A 12,981-nucleotide genomic window follows, 5' to 3' on the forward strand; every position below is an offset into this window, starting at 1 on the left:
GAATCATCAAGTTCATGATTTGTGCTCACCAGGCCAGCTCACCCGCCGGCCATAGTGGCGGATGCTACATAAGTCCGCTGTTTTCCCGCCTTCCCGCCCACGCCGCGCTCATTGAATCCTGGATCTCGGCGATGCAGAGCGCCATAACCCGCCCCTGATCCGCCTGCTCTTCGCCCCTCCGCTCATCGCACAGTGTTCTGGAAAGTCCAATGACCGACACCCTTCGCCCCGTCCACGTCATCGGCGGCGGTCTCGCCGGCTCGGAAGCCGCGTGGCAGCTCGCCTCCCGCGGCGTGCCCGTCGTGCTGCACGAGATGCGGCCGGTCCGCAAGACCGAGGCCCACGACACCGACAAGCTGGCGGAGCTGGTCTGCTCCAACTCCTTCCGGTCGGACGATGCCGAATACAACGCGGTGGGGCTGCTGCATGAGGAGATGCGGCGCTGCGGCTCGCTGATCCTGCGTTGCGCCGACGCGCACAAGGTGCCGGCCGGCGGCGCGCTCGCCATGGACCGCGACGGTTTCGCCGATGCGGTGACGGAGGCCGTCTCCACCCATCCCCTCATCACCATCCAGCGCGAGGAGGTCGCCGGCCTGCCGCCGGAGGAGTGGGACAGCGTCATCGTCGCCACCGGCCCCCTCACCTCGCCCGCCCTTGCCGAGGCTGTGCGCACCCAGACCGGCGAGGAGTCGCTGGCCTTCTTCGACGCCATCGCTCCCATCGTCTATCTGGAGAGCATCGACCTGTCGAAGGCGTGGTTCCAGTCGCGCTACGACAAGCCCGGCCCCGGCGGCACCGGCAAGGACTACATCAACTGCGCCTTCGAGAAGGACGAATACCGCGCCTTCATCGCTGCCCTGATCGAGGGCGAGAAGCTGGACTTCAAGGAGTGGGAGAAGAACACCCCCTACTTCGAGGGCTGCCTGCCGATCGAGGTGATGGCGGAGCGCGGTGTCGACACCCTGCGTTACGGCCCGATGAAGCCGGTCGGCCTGACCAACCCCCACAAGCCGGAACGACGCCCCTATGCGGTGGTCCAGTTGCGCCAGGACAATGCACTTGGCACGCTCTACAACCTCGTCGGCTTCCAGACCAAGCTGCGCCATGCCGAACAGGCCCGCATCTTCCGCATGATCCCCGGCCTGGAGAATGCCGAGTTCGCGCGGCTGGGCGGCATGCACCGCAACACCTTCCTGAACAGCCCGCGCATCCTCGATGGCGCCCTGCGGCTGAAGTCGCTGCCCCGCCTGCGCTTCGCCGGGCAGGTCACCGGCTGCGAGGGCTATGTGGAGAGTGCCGCCGTCGGCCTGCTCGCCGGCCGCTTCGCCGCGGCGGAACGGATGGGCCAGGAGATCAGCACGCCGCCGGTGACCACGGCGCTCGGCGCCATCCTCGGCCACATCACCGGCGGGGCGGAGGCGGAGACCTACCAGCCGATGAACGTCAATTTCGGCCTGTTCCCCCCGGTGGACGACAAGATCCGCGGGCGTGACCGCAAGCTGGCCTACACGCGCCGGGCGCTGGCCGATCTCGACGGCTGGCTGAAGGGCTGACTGGCAACCGCAAGCGCGGGCGTCAGTAGCGCCCGCGCATCGCCGCCCAGCCCAGCCAAAGCTGACGGAATGGGTTGGCCAGCATCACGCGCGGGGCGAACACATCGTTGCCCTCCCGCGCGATCACGCCCAGATGCAGGTCGGCGAGCGTCGCCGGCAGCAGCGCCGGGACGGCGGCCTTGGGCACTTCGCGACGCAGGGCGCGGGCCTCGGCCAGATGCTTGCGGGCGACCTCGGCCACCTCCCCCACCACCGGCCGCAGCTGCGGCGTCGAGCGGCCGGCGAACAGGTCCTCGCTCTTGGCGCCATGCCGCTGCATCAGGTCTTCCGGCAGGCGCTGGCGATTCTGGCGGGCCAGGAATGGTACCGCGCGCAGGATGCCGGCGAGGGCGTAGGCGATGCCGACATGGCGCCCGGCCGCCATCGCCGCCGCGTCCCGCACACCCAGGATCTCCAACGCCAGCTGGACCAGCGGCGCCCCGGTCACCTCGGCATAATTGACGAGACAGGTCAGGTCGGCCGGCGGGGTGTCGTCCAGGTCTGCCTCGCGCGCGTCGATCAGCCGGTCGAACAGGGTGCGGCTCAGTTCCAGCCCGCGGGCGGCTTGCGCCAGCGGCTCCATCACCTCATGCCGCGGTACGGGTCCATCCTCATAGACGGCTTCGATGCCGTCGCGCCAGAATTGAAGTCTCATCTGGCCCAGGATCGGTTCGCTGACCACCTCCCGCGTTTTCGCGATCTCCAGGTTGAAGGCGTAGAGTGCGAATGTCGCCTCGCGCCTGTCGGCGGGGGTGAACAGACCTGCCAGAAAGTGGTCGTTGTCATATTTCCGAACCTCCCGTCCGCAATAGGACAGGTCGGTCGCAGCCTTCACCATGGGATGCCCGATTGGAAAAAGAGGGGAGGAGCGTTGGAAGGACGGGCCAAAGCCTGTTGCTACGCCTATATGAAGCACACACGGTCGCACCGCCAGCCCCGACGCGCAGCAGGCAGGGATCCCATGACGGATTTCAACATCGCCCCGACGAAACCCCGCAAGACCGGCCCGGTCGCCCGCAAGGATGAGACAGGTGAGAATTTCCCGGTCGCCTCGCGCCTTATTCCGAAGCACCTGCGTCCGCATGTGATCGCCTTCTACCGCTTCGTGCGTCTGGCCGACGACATCGCCGACGATCCGGATCTCGAACCGGAGACCAAGCTGGCCTATCTGGAGGCGCTGGAACGGGCGCTGACCTCCGGCCAAGCCAAGCACGCCTATCTGAAGCCGGCCACCGAGTTGCGCGAGAGCCTGCAGAAGACCGGCGTCAGCGACCGTCATGCCCGCCAGATCCTGCGCGCCTTCCGCCGCGACTCCGTCGGTGCCCGCTGCCACAGCTGGAGCGATCTGCTTCTCTACTGCCGCTTCTCCGCCAACCCGGTCGGCCGCTACCTGCTGGATCTGCATGGCGAGGGCGTGGCGGCCGGGCCGGCGTCGGATGCGCTGTGCTCCGCCCTGCAGGTGCTGAATCATCTGCAGGACGCGCGGGAGGACTGGACCCAGCTCGGCCGCTGCTACATCCCGCTGGGCTGGTTCGACGAGGCCGGGATCAGCGTCGAACGACTGGTGGAGGTCGAAAGCGACGTCCGCCTCCGCGCCATCTTCGATCAGGCGCTGGAGCATACCGACCGGCTGCTGGAGCGTGCCGCCGCCCTGCCCGGCCTGATCCAGCATCGTGGCCTGCGGATGGAGGCGGCGGTGATCCTCAGCCTCGCCGAATCGCTGTCGCGCCGGCTGAAGGCCCGCGACCCGATGAAGGCGCGCGTGACGCTGGGCACGCACCACAAGCTGGCCGCGGTGGCACGGGGGCTGGCGCGGAGCTTCTCCGCCGCATAAACTCCGGGGTCACACGTCGCGACATGTCGCTATAGGCACGTCAGGACGGGCAATGCCCAGGATGCTACAGATGACCCCTCCGCCGCTGGAGACGGCCCCGCTGGAACCGGTATCCACGACGTTGCCGGACGACAAGGCACCCGATACGGCGACCAGCGTCACCGCGAAGTCGGGCAGCACCTTCTACTGGCCGATGCGTCTGCTGCCCGCTTCCAAGCGGGCGGCGATGTTCGCCATATATGCCTTTTGCCGCCGCATCGACGACATCGCCGACGAACCGGGCGAGCCCGCCGCCAAACGGGCGGCGCTGGACCTCTGGCGCTGCGACATCCGCGATCTCTATGGCGGCGGGGCTCCCAGCGGACCGCTGACGGCCGCGCTGAAAGGCGCGATCGAACGGTACGGCCTGCCGCGGGCTGAGCTGGAGGCGCTGATCGACGGCATGGCGATGGATGTCGCCGGGGAGGACTCCGGTTCCTGCGGCATGCGGGCGCCTGACCTCGACACGCTGCGGCTCTATTGCCGCAGGGTCGCCGGTGCCGTGGGCATGCTGGCCATCCGCGTGTTCGACCGCGCCGATCCGGCCACCGAGCGCTTCGCCCTGGCATTGGGCGAGGCCTTGCAACTGACCAACATCCTGCGCGATCTGGCCGAGGATGCGGAACTCGACCGGCTCTACCTGCCGCGGGAACTCCTGCTGGCCGCCGGCATCGACGGCGACCGCCCGGACGAAGTCCTGGCCCACCCCGCCCTGCCCCGCGCCTGCGAAGCGCTGGCCGAACTGGCGGAGGCCCGTTTTGCCGAGGCGCGGGCCGCCATCGCCGGCCATGGGCGCGGATCGCTGTGGGCGGCCACCGCGATGATGGTGCTGTATCACCGGCTGCTGAGACGGCTGCGTGCGGCCGGCTGGCGCGATCTGAACGCGCGCGTCCGGGTTGGCCGGCGTGAAAGCGCTTGGGTGGCGGTGCGCTGCATGCTCGGCTTTCCCCCGGCCGCCTGATGAGCAAGGTTGGCACCGTCCATGTGATCGGCGCCGGGCTGGCCGGGCTGGCGGCCGCCATCAGACTGGTGGAGGCGGGCCGGCGCGTCGCGGTCTATGAGCAGGCACCGCAGGCCGGCGGGCGCTGCCGCAGCTTCCACGATGCCACGCTCGGCCGGTCGATCGACAATGGCAGCCATATGGTGCTCAGCGGCAACCGGGAACTGCTCGACTATGCCCGTCGCACCGGCGGCGGCGATGCGCTGGAGGAACTGCGCCCGGCCGCCTTTCCCTTCCTCGACTTGCGCACCGGCGCCGCCTGGACGCTGCGCCCCGGCGGGTTGTGGCTGTTCGATCCGGCCCGTCGGGTGCCCGGCAGCCGGCCGCTCGACTATCTGGCATCCCTGCGTTGCCTGACCGCCCGGCGCGGGCAGTCGGTCGCCGATTGCCTGTCACCCGACGGAGCGTTGTTCGAGCCGCTGTGGCGCCCGCTGGCGGTCTCCGCACTCAACGGGCCGGTGGAGCGTGTCTCCGCCCGGCTGTTCGGTGCGGTGCTGCGAGAGACGCTGCTGCGCGGCGAGGCGGCCTGCCGGCCGGTACTGGCGCCGCGGGGCCTGTCCGCCGCCTTCGTCGACCCGGCGCTGGCGCGGCTGCGGGCCGCCGGTGCGGCGCTGAATCTGGGCGCGCGGGTGGAGGGGCTGACCTTCGACGATGGCCGCGTGACCGGCTTTTCCGCCGGCGGCAATGCCGTGACGCTCGGTGCGTTCGACAGCGTGGTTCTCGCGGCTCCGGCCTGGGTGTCGGCGCGGCTGGTGCCGGGGCTGGCCGTGCCGCCGCCGGGCGCGGCCATCGTCAACCTGCATGTCCGGCTGGACGGGCCGGTGCGGCTGCCGGGCGGCCTCCCCTTCGCCGGGCTGGTCGGCGGCACCGCGGAATGGCTGTTCGCCCGCGACGACCTGCTGTCGGTCACCGTGAGCGATGCCGACGCCTTGGCCGACCTGCCGGCCGAGGAGATCGCCGCAAGGCTGTGGACGGAGGTCGCCCCTCACCTGCGACTCGGGGGTGCGATTCCTCCCTTCCGCGTGGTGAAGGAGCGGCGGGCGACGCCGGATCAGTCTCCCGAATCGGTGGCGCGCCGTCCGGGTGCCCGCACCCGCTGGAACAATCTGACGCTGGCCGGCGACTGGACGGAAACGGGGCTTCCCGCGACGTTGGAGGCAGCCGTGCGCTCGGGAAACCGGGCGGCCGAGGTCACTTTGTCGAACGGAAATAACCCTATACGACGTTCGAGAGTGTTTCCGGCCTTCACAAGCTTCCGTCATCGGCCTATTTGGACGGACGGAGGTGCCGTGCTCGCAAGGCCCGGCCCGGAAGGACAATCAAAGAAGAGAGGGTAAATCAAATGGCGTTCGAACTTCCGCCGCTTCCGTATGCGTACGACGCTCTGGCTCCGTATATCTCGTCGGAGACCCTGCACCTGCACCATGACAAGCACCACCAGACCTACGTCACCAACCTGAACAACCTGACCAAGGACACCCCGCTGGCCAACGCCAGCCTGGAGGAGGTCATCAAGGCCTCTGCCGGCGATGCGTCCAAGGTCGGCATCTTCAACAACGCCGCCCAGGTGTGGAACCACACCTTCTTCTGGCAGTGCCTGAAGAAGGACGGCGGCAAGATGCCGGCGGCCCTGGAGCAGCGCATCGTCGCCGACTTCGGCAGCGTCGAGAAGTTCAAGGAAGAGCTGACCCAGGCCGCCCTGACCCAGTTCGGTTCGGGCTGGGCCTGGCTGTACCTGGACGGCGGCAAGCTGAAGGTCGGCAAGACCGGCAACGCCGACACCCCGCTGGCGCACGGCCAGAAGCCGCTGTTCACCATCGACGTGTGGGAGCATGCCTACTACGTCGATTTCCAGAACCGCCGCGCCGATTTCGTCAAGGCGGTCATCGACAACCTCGCCAACTGGGACTTCGCCGCCGAGCAGCTGGCCGCGTGATCCTTCCCGTCGAGGGTTGTGAGTGCAAAGGCGCCCGAAAGGGCGCCTTTGTCGTTTCCGGGGTCAAGCGTCCCTGCCCGCCTTCAGCATCCCGGCAAGATGGTGGCCAACCTGCCGGCTGACGGCCCCGCGATCACCGGCGGCAAGCGAGCCGAGCAGTTCAGCATCACGGGCGTCGATCACCGCGACCTTGGCCGTGCGCACGACGGAGGGGGCCGGAAGCCCTGCCGTTTCAAGGTCGCCGACAGGCACATCCGATGGCCATCCGCGGTTTTCGGCACTGGTGATCATCAGAACCCATAGCAGGCTGTGACTTGCCTGCAGGTCTTCGGCCGCGACGACCAATGCCGGTCTACGCTGGCGAACCGGACGGTCGGCGTAGGGGAACGGGACCTTGACGACGTTCCAGGTTTCAAAGGTCGGCATAGGCCTGCCGATCCGCTTCGCTGTCCCATTCCGTGAAGCAGCGGAACGGGTCGTCCGCAGCAGCCGGAGCGGCGCGGGTCAGGATGACGCGGCCGTCTTCGATGCGATAGGCGATCTCGTCGCCCTCATGCAGACCCAACGCAGCCCGCACCGGCTGTGGAATCGTCGTTTGGGCCTTGCTGGTCAGCTTGCTGGTGATCATGGGGGGCACCGCGGTAAGGAACATCCTTACATTAGTACCCGGTCGCTACAGCTTCAATGGATGTTAAACCGGCAGCATCGCCGCGGCGACGCGCCGACCCTCGGCCAGCAGGACGTTGTAGGTGCGGCAGACCGCCCGGCTGTCCATCAGTTCCACCACGATGCCCTGTTCGCGCAAGCCGAGGCGCAGGTCCTTCGGGATCATCCGCATGGTGGGACCGGTGCCGAGCAGCAGGATTTCCACCTTCGGCTCGGCCTCCAACACGGACGAGAAGTCGCCCACCGACAGGGAGGCGGCATCGGTCGCCTCCCATGCCAGAGTGCGGTCGGGCAGGACGATCACCGCGCCAACGCGCCACTGGCCGGAAATGCAGAACTGTCCCGGACCGTAGCCGTCGATGACCTGACGGTCCGACGGGATCATCGGCATGATGTCGGCCATGCTGCCCTCTCCTTCGCTAAACGCCCGGCCTTACGGCGTGGTTGCCGGAGTGTTGCCCGCCGAGGCGGCATCGGGAGTGCCGCGCCGCAGGCGGTTCTCGCCAAGGAACAGCAAGATTGGTGCGGCGATGAACACCGACGAGCTGGTCGCAAGGATAACGCCGAAGATCAGCACGATGCCGAAGTCCTGCAGCGCCTCGCCGCCGAACAGCGCCAGCGGAATGATGGACAGCAGGGTACAGACCGAGGTGCCGACGGTGCGGTTCAGCGTCTCGTTGATCGACATGTCGATCAGGTCGCGCAGCGGCATCTTCTTGTAGATGCGCAGATTCTCGCGCATGCGGTCATAGACCACGACCTTGTCGTTCACCGAATAGCCCATGACGGTCAGGATCGCCGCCACGGCCGTCAGGTTGAACTGGATGTCGGTGATGGCATAGAACCCGACGATCTTGGTGATGTCGAGGATCAGCGTCACCACCGCGCCGAAGCCGAACTGCCATTCGAAGCGGAACCAGATGTAGACCAGCATCGCCAGCATGGCGAGGCCGAGCGCCAGCATGCCGTTGGCGAACAGTTCACCGCTGACCGAGGCGCCGACCGCTTCGACGCGGCGCACCTGGGTGCCGGGGATCGCCTGCGCCAGCGTGTTGCGCACCTTGTCGGCGGCCACCTGCTGGGCGGCATCGTCGCCGGGCTGGCGTTCCAGGCGGATCAATACGTCCTGAGTCGATCCGAACTCCTGCAACGCCACCTGCCCCATGCCGAGGCCGGACAGTGTGTGGCGCAGCGACGCGAAGTCGGCGGCCTGGGGCGTGCGGGCTTCGATGACGATGCCGCCACGGAAGTCGATGCCGTAATTCAGGCCGGGGTGGAAGAACAGGATGACGGATGCGATGGACAGGATCGCCGACACCACGAGGCCGGCGATGCGGCCGTTCATGAACGGGATCTTGGTGTTGTCGGGGACGAGGCGGAGATGGAACATCGGATGACCTCTCAGACCGGCAACACGGCCGGACGCGTCCGGCGCAGCCACGTCACCATCATCAGGCGCACGAGCACCGTCGCGGTGAACATGGAAATGAGGATGCCGAAGGTGATGGTGACGGCGAAGCCCTTGATGGTGCCGGTGCCGAAGATGAACAGCAGCGCCATCTTGATGGCCGTCGTCAGGTTGGAGTCGACGATGGTGCTGTAGGCGCGGCTGAAACCGGCCTCCATCGACGCGAAGACCCCACGGCCCTTCTTCGTCTCTTCGCGGATGCGCTCGTTGATCAGAATGTTGGCGTCGACCGCCAGACCCAGTGTCAGCAGGATGCCGGCGATGCCCGGCAGCGTCAGCGTGGCGTGCAGCAGCGACAGCGCCGCGATGGTCAGCACGATGTTGACCAGCAGGGCGAAGCAGGCGAAGGCGCCGAACAGCCCATAGCAGGCGATCATGTAGACGCAGACCATCAGGAAGCCGACGACCACGGCGGTCAGGCCGGCGCGGATGGAATCGGCGCCAAGGTCGGGACCGACCGTGCGTTCCTCGATCACCTTCAGCGGGGCCGGCAAGGCGCCGGCGCGCAGCAGCACGGCAAGGTCGTTGGCGCCGGCGGCGGTGAAGTTGCCGCTGATCTGGCCGCGACCGCCGGTGATCGGCTCGCGGATGACGGGGGCGCTGATGACCTTGTTGTCGAGCACGATGGCGAAGGGCCGGCCGACATTCTGCTTGGTCACTTCGGCGAAGCGGTTGGCGCCGGCGCTGTTGAACTCGAAATTCACCACCCACTCGCCGGTCTGGCTGTTGGTGCCGGCCGATGCGTTCTGCAGCGTGGCCCCGTCGACCTCGACCTTCTTGCGGATGACGTATTTGGATTGGTAGCGATCGCCCTCGGCCGACGGCAGGATCTCCGAACCCGGAGGGGCGCGGCCGGTGTTGGGATCGGCATTCACGTCGACCAGACGGAAGGTCATCTTGGCGGTGGTGCCCAGCAGCCGCTTGATGCGGTCGGGATCCTCCACGCCGGGCAGCTGGACCAGGATGCGGTCGTTGCCCTGGCGGGCGATGGTCGGCTCGTTCACGCCGGTCTCGTCGATGCGGCGACGGACGATCTCAATCGACTGTTCGATGGCCTGGGTGGCGCGGTCGCGCAGCGCGACCTCGCTCAACGCCACGGTCACCGTACCGCCATTCACGGTCACCTCGAGGTCGGGCTGCCCACCGCCCAGACCGGTGCGGCCGACCGGGCTGGCGAGCTGGCGCAGGGCCTTCACCGCCTCCTCGGCCTGGGCCGGGTCGCGCAGCTGGACGGTCACGGCGCGCTCACCGGCGTTAAGCGCGGTGTAGCCGACATTGGCGGTGCGCAATTGCTGCCGGGCGCCGTCGACCAGACCTTCCACCCGGTCGCGGATGACGGTGGCCATATCGACTTCAAGCAACAGATGCGATCCGCCGCGCAGATCGAGACCCAACGACACCCGGGTGTTGGCGTACCAGGACGGCAGCGCCGCCAACGTGTCGCGGCCCAGGAAGTTGGGCAGCATCAGGATGAAACCGGCGATGCAGGTCGCCAGGATCAGGTAAATCTTCCAGCGCGAAAAATAGAGCATGCGTCACTCGAATCCGATCAGACACCCGGTCCGGGCGACCGGTCCGCCGCTTGCGGGCGGACGACGGCCGGGCCGGACGGGAAGCGCCTTCGGGCCGACCCGCGGAAGAGGGGCCCGGCTGCGGCTTACTTGCGGCCGAACAGCTTGCCGATCCCGCCGGCGGCGGGGGTCTCGGCCGGCTTGGCCTCGCCCTCGGTGGCCGGGGTGGCGTCGCCGCCGGACTTGCCGGCCGGCTCGGTCTTGGCGAGCACGAGGTTCACGGTGGAGCGCAGGCAGCGCACGCGCACGTTCTCCGCGATCTCGACGGTGATCTCGTCGTCGGTGCCGACCTTGGTCACGGTGCCGATGATGCCGCCGCCGGTCACGACGCGGTCGCCGCGGCGGATGGCCGACAGCATGGTCTTATGCTCCTTCATCTTCTTCTGCTGCGGACGGATCAGCAGGAAGTAGAAGACGACGAAGATCAGGATCAGCGGCAGAAACTGGACGAGCATGTCACCGCCGCCGCCAGCCGGGGCCGCCGTCTGTGCATAAGCCGTCGAAACGAACATCTGGAAGCTCCTTACAGGTTTGGTCTCGGCACCGGATCGGCGTTCCGCCGGGACGCCGCGACTATAGCCGCCCATGATCGGGATGCAATGGTGATGCGCCACAATCCGCAGGGCGGCCACAGCTTGTGTGCTTGCCCTGCTGTGTTACCGTGCGAAGGCGTCGGAAAGATGGCTGCGCGGGCGCCCACTTTCCATGGAACATCCTGAAAAAATATCCGGAAAATTATGTCGCAATCCGTCAATAGCTCAGGCATGGGCGCTGGTGCAGATCAGTCGCTCGCCCCCCTGCTGACCCGCATCGCCGAGGCGCTGGAGCGTCTGGCCCCGCCGCCCGACCGGCCGCTGGACTTCGGCGCGGCGGACGCCTTCGTCTGGCATCCCGATCCCGACCGGCTGGAAGCGGTGCCGGTGGTCAACCGCGTCGACATCATGCTTCTGCAGGGGATCGAGCGGCAGCGGGAGATCCTGCTGGACAACACCCGCCGCTTCGCCGCCGGGCTGCCCGCCAACAACGCCCTGCTGTGGGGAGCGCGCGGCACCGGCAAAAGCTCGCTGGTCAAGGCCGCCCATGCCGCCATCTGCGCCGAGCGGCCGGGCGAACTGGCGCTGGTGGAAATCCATCGCGAGGACATCCCCACCCTGCCCCGCCTGCTGACCCGGCTGAAAGGCGAGGCGCGCCGCTTCATCCTGTTCTGCGACGACTTGTCCTTCGACCATGACGACGCCCATTACAAATCGCTGAAGGCGGTGCTGGACGGCGGGATCGAAGGGCGGCCGGACAATGTGGTGTTCTACGCCACCTCCAACCGCCGCCACCTGATGCCGCGCGACATGATCGAGAACGAGCGGTCGACCGCCATCAACCCGGCCGAGGCGGTGGAAGAGAAGGTGTCGCTGTCGGATCGCTTCGGCCTGTGGCTGGGCTTCCACAACTGCGACCAGGACACCTATTTCGCCATGATCGAGGGCTATGTCCGCCATTTCGGCCTGGACATCCCGGCTGACCGGCTGCGCGCGGAGGCCGTGGAATGGTCGGTCACGCGCGGAAGCCGGTCGGGCCGGGTGGCTTGGCAGTTCATCCAGGACCTGGCTGGCCGCCTCGGGAAGCCCCTTCGCTGACCTTGCGGTCCATCTGGTCGCTCGGGTCGACGGCCTGGCTGCCCTTGCGCAGCTCGAAATGAAGCTGGGGCGAGGACACGCCGCCGGTCTGGCCGACCCGGGCGATCACCTGTCCCCGCTTCACCGTGGCTCCCCGCTCCACCTCGATCTTGTCGAGATGGGCATAGGCGGTGATCCAGCCGTCGGAATGCTTCAGCAGCAGCAGGTTGCCGAAGCCGCGCAGCTCGTTGCCGGCATAGGCGACCACGCCGTTGTCGGCGGCGACCACCGCCGTGCCCTTCGGCGCCGCGATGTTCAGACCGTCATTGTGCAGCCCGTCGGGCTTCGGCCCGAAGCCGGAGATCAGCTTGCCCTTCACCGGCCACAGGAAGCGGGCGCTGCCGCGCGGCGGCGGCGCGCCGACTTCGGCCTTCGGCTCCGGCTTGGGCGGCGGCGCGGCGGTGGCCACCTCCTGCTGGGGCGCCGCCGGGGGCGGCGTGGTTGCCGCCGGGGCCGGGATCGGCGTCGGAGCCGGCTTGCTGCCGGGCGGGCGCAGCATGGTCGGCGCCTGCCCCGGCTGGTAGGGCGTGTCACCCTGGACGGACGGCGCGGACGGCGTCTGTTGGACGGACGGCTCCGGCACGGTACCCGGCTTCGACGGTGGCGGCAGCGGCGTGGCCGAGATACCGCCCGACGGGGAGGATGCACCCGGCGGCGGCAGGTCGGCCGACTGGATCGAGCCATGCCCGGCCGTCGAGCCACCCGGCGCATTCCCCTGCGGCGTCAGGGCGACGGCACCGCCGCTCGCCACGCCGCCGGATGCCATCATGGTGCCGCTGCCGTCGTTGGCGCCCGGCAGACGCAGGGGCTGGCCGACCTTCACGGCATAGGGCGGCGTCAGGTTGTTCAGCCGCGTCAGTTCGCTGACGTCGACATTGTACATGCGGGAGATGCTGTAAAGGCTGTCGCCCTTCTGAACGATGTACTGGCGCGAGGTCGGCAGGACCAGCCGCTGGCCGACCTCCAGCCGGTAGGGCGCCGCCAGCTTGTTCGCCTCGATCAGGTCGCGCAGGGGCACATTGTACCGGCGCGACAGGCTGTAGGCGCTGTCGCCCTTCTGCACCGTGATGGCGCCGCCGGCCGAATCCGGCACATCGGAGACGGTGGTGAAGGGCGCCAGCCCGCCCACCCGTTCGCAGGCGCCAAGCGCCAGGACGGCTGTGGACAGGACCATTGCGGACAGCAGGTGCTTGGGCATGGCGGAT

The 12,981-nt window shown here is 68.1% G+C and carries 14 protein-coding genes; 6 read left to right on the top strand and 8 right to left on the bottom strand.

The genetic code is table 11. The features are described from left to right. Positions 1-209 precede the first annotated feature (209 nt). On the top strand, positions 210-1,553 hold the full coding sequence (gene trmFO / locus FZ029_RS17180; RefSeq protein WP_149270393.1) for a methylenetetrahydrofolate--tRNA-(uracil(54)-C(5))-methyltransferase (FADH(2)-oxidizing) TrmFO: 1,344 nt from the start codon (positions 210-212) through the stop codon (positions 1,551-1,553). Positions 1,554-1,575: 22 nt separating this feature from the next. Here trmFO and FZ029_RS17185 read toward each other — a convergent pair whose 3' ends face one another. Continuing rightward, a complete protein-coding gene (locus FZ029_RS17185) occupies positions 1,576-2,430 on the bottom strand; it encodes a phytoene/squalene synthase family protein (protein ID WP_149270395.1) in 855 nt (284 codons plus the stop codon). A 123-nt stretch (positions 2,431-2,553) separates the two neighbouring features. Between FZ029_RS17185 and FZ029_RS17190 the strand changes: the two genes are divergently transcribed. From FZ029_RS17190 to FZ029_RS17205, 4 genes are all read left to right on the top strand, one after another. After that, the gene (locus tag FZ029_RS17190) at positions 2,554-3,426 is read left to right on the top strand and encodes a squalene/phytoene synthase family protein (protein ID WP_149270397.1); all 873 of its coding nucleotides are present in this window, start codon (positions 2,554-2,556) and stop codon (positions 3,424-3,426) included. A gap of 70 nt (positions 3,427-3,496) precedes the next feature. Next, complete coding sequence (hpnD, locus tag FZ029_RS17195) at positions 3,497-4,426, top strand: presqualene diphosphate synthase HpnD (RefSeq protein WP_149270399.1); 930 nt, start codon at positions 3,497-3,499, stop codon at positions 4,424-4,426. Beyond that, positions 4,426-5,802, top strand: coding sequence for a hydroxysqualene dehydroxylase HpnE (hpnE, locus tag FZ029_RS17200; RefSeq protein WP_149270401.1), 1,377 nt, complete (start codon positions 4,426-4,428; stop codon positions 5,800-5,802). Before hpnD ends, hpnE begins: the two co-directional genes overlap by 1 nt. Before the next feature lie 5 nt (positions 5,803-5,807). Continuing rightward, the gene (locus FZ029_RS17205) at positions 5,808-6,401 is read left to right on the top strand and encodes a superoxide dismutase (protein WP_109075681.1); all 594 of its coding nucleotides are present in this window, start codon (positions 5,808-5,810) and stop codon (positions 6,399-6,401) included. Positions 6,402-6,464: 63 nt separating this feature from the next. Here FZ029_RS17205 and FZ029_RS17210 read toward each other — a convergent pair whose 3' ends face one another. The 6 genes from FZ029_RS17210 to yajC all read right to left on the bottom strand — a co-directional run bounded on the left by FZ029_RS17210 (position 6,465) and on the right by yajC (position 10,618). Next, positions 6,465-6,827, bottom strand: coding sequence for a type II toxin-antitoxin system PemK/MazF family toxin (locus FZ029_RS17210; RefSeq protein WP_149270403.1), 363 nt, complete (start codon positions 6,825-6,827; stop codon positions 6,465-6,467). Next, on the bottom strand, positions 6,814-7,029 hold the full coding sequence (locus FZ029_RS17215) for a type II toxin-antitoxin system PrlF family antitoxin (RefSeq protein WP_109154606.1): 216 nt from the start codon (positions 7,027-7,029) through the stop codon (positions 6,814-6,816). Before FZ029_RS17215 ends, FZ029_RS17210 begins: the two co-directional genes overlap by 14 nt. A 63-nt stretch (positions 7,030-7,092) precedes the next feature. Beyond that, positions 7,093-7,470, bottom strand: a complete 378-nt coding sequence (locus tag FZ029_RS17220) for an Mth938-like domain-containing protein (RefSeq protein WP_149270405.1) — start codon at positions 7,468-7,470, stop codon at positions 7,093-7,095. 30 nt (positions 7,471-7,500) lie between these two features. Further along, on the bottom strand, positions 7,501-8,457 hold the full coding sequence (gene secF / locus FZ029_RS17225; RefSeq protein WP_109075683.1) for a protein translocase subunit SecF: 957 nt from the start codon (positions 8,455-8,457) through the stop codon (positions 7,501-7,503). Positions 8,458-8,468: 11 nt separating this feature from the next. Further along, on the bottom strand, positions 8,469-10,067 hold the full coding sequence (gene secD, locus FZ029_RS17230; protein WP_149197004.1) for a protein translocase subunit SecD: 1,599 nt from the start codon (positions 10,065-10,067) through the stop codon (positions 8,469-8,471). A gap of 125 nt (positions 10,068-10,192) precedes the next feature. Beyond that, positions 10,193-10,618: a preprotein translocase subunit YajC gene (gene yajC / locus FZ029_RS17235; RefSeq protein WP_149197005.1), complete on the bottom strand. Its 426-nt coding sequence runs from the start codon at positions 10,616-10,618 to the stop codon at positions 10,193-10,195. A gap of 252 nt (positions 10,619-10,870) precedes the next feature. Between yajC and FZ029_RS17240 the strand changes: the two genes are divergently transcribed. Next, positions 10,871-11,737, top strand: a complete 867-nt coding sequence (locus FZ029_RS17240; RefSeq protein WP_149270407.1) for an ATP-binding protein — start codon at positions 10,871-10,873, stop codon at positions 11,735-11,737. Here FZ029_RS17240 and FZ029_RS17245 read toward each other — a convergent pair. Beyond that, positions 11,694-12,974, bottom strand: a complete 1,281-nt coding sequence (locus tag FZ029_RS17245; protein WP_247892348.1) for a peptidoglycan DD-metalloendopeptidase family protein — start codon at positions 12,972-12,974, stop codon at positions 11,694-11,696. The two genes, FZ029_RS17240 and FZ029_RS17245, sit on opposite strands and share 44 nt — an antisense overlap. Between the last annotated feature and the right edge of the window lie 7 nt (positions 12,975-12,981).

The sequence above is a fragment of the Azospirillum sp. Sh1 genome, assembly GCF_008365135.1.
GTDB classification, from domain to species: Bacteria; Pseudomonadota; Alphaproteobacteria; order Azospirillales; family Azospirillaceae; genus Azospirillum; species Azospirillum oryzae.

Excerpts from the sequence above, each read along its gene's own strand:
- FZ029_RS17245 (WP_247892348.1), bottom strand. The coding sequence starts at position 12,974 with ATGCCCAAGCACCTGCTGTCCGCAATGGTCCTGTCCACAGCCGTCCTG.
- FZ029_RS17190 (WP_149270397.1), top strand. The coding sequence starts at position 2,554 with ATGACGGATTTCAACATCGCCCCGACGAAACCCCGCAAGACCGGCCCG.
- FZ029_RS17205 (WP_109075681.1), top strand. The coding sequence starts at position 5,808 with ATGGCGTTCGAACTTCCGCCGCTTCCGTATGCGTACGACGCTCTGGCT.
- FZ029_RS17220 (WP_149270405.1), bottom strand. The coding sequence starts at position 7,470 with ATGGCCGACATCATGCCGATGATCCCGTCGGACCGTCAGGTCATCGAC.
- FZ029_RS17240 (WP_149270407.1), top strand. The coding sequence starts at position 10,871 with ATGGGCGCTGGTGCAGATCAGTCGCTCGCCCCCCTGCTGACCCGCATC.
- FZ029_RS17210 (WP_149270403.1), bottom strand. The coding sequence starts at position 6,827 with ATGCCGACCTTTGAAACCTGGAACGTCGTCAAGGTCCCGTTCCCCTAC.
- secD (WP_149197004.1), bottom strand. The coding sequence starts at position 10,067 with ATGCTCTATTTTTCGCGCTGGAAGATTTACCTGATCCTGGCGACCTGC.
- FZ029_RS17215 (WP_109154606.1), bottom strand. The coding sequence starts at position 7,029 with ATGATCACCAGCAAGCTGACCAGCAAGGCCCAAACGACGATTCCACAG.
- hpnE (WP_149270401.1), top strand. The coding sequence starts at position 4,426 with ATGAGCAAGGTTGGCACCGTCCATGTGATCGGCGCCGGGCTGGCCGGG.
- trmFO (WP_149270393.1), top strand. The coding sequence starts at position 210 with ATGACCGACACCCTTCGCCCCGTCCACGTCATCGGCGGCGGTCTCGCC.
- hpnD (WP_149270399.1), top strand. The coding sequence starts at position 3,497 with ATGACCCCTCCGCCGCTGGAGACGGCCCCGCTGGAACCGGTATCCACG.
- FZ029_RS17185 (WP_149270395.1), bottom strand. The coding sequence starts at position 2,430 with ATGGTGAAGGCTGCGACCGACCTGTCCTATTGCGGACGGGAGGTTCGG.
- yajC (WP_149197005.1), bottom strand. The coding sequence starts at position 10,618 with ATGTTCGTTTCGACGGCTTATGCACAGACGGCGGCCCCGGCTGGCGGC.
- secF (WP_109075683.1), bottom strand. The coding sequence starts at position 8,457 with ATGTTCCATCTCCGCCTCGTCCCCGACAACACCAAGATCCCGTTCATG.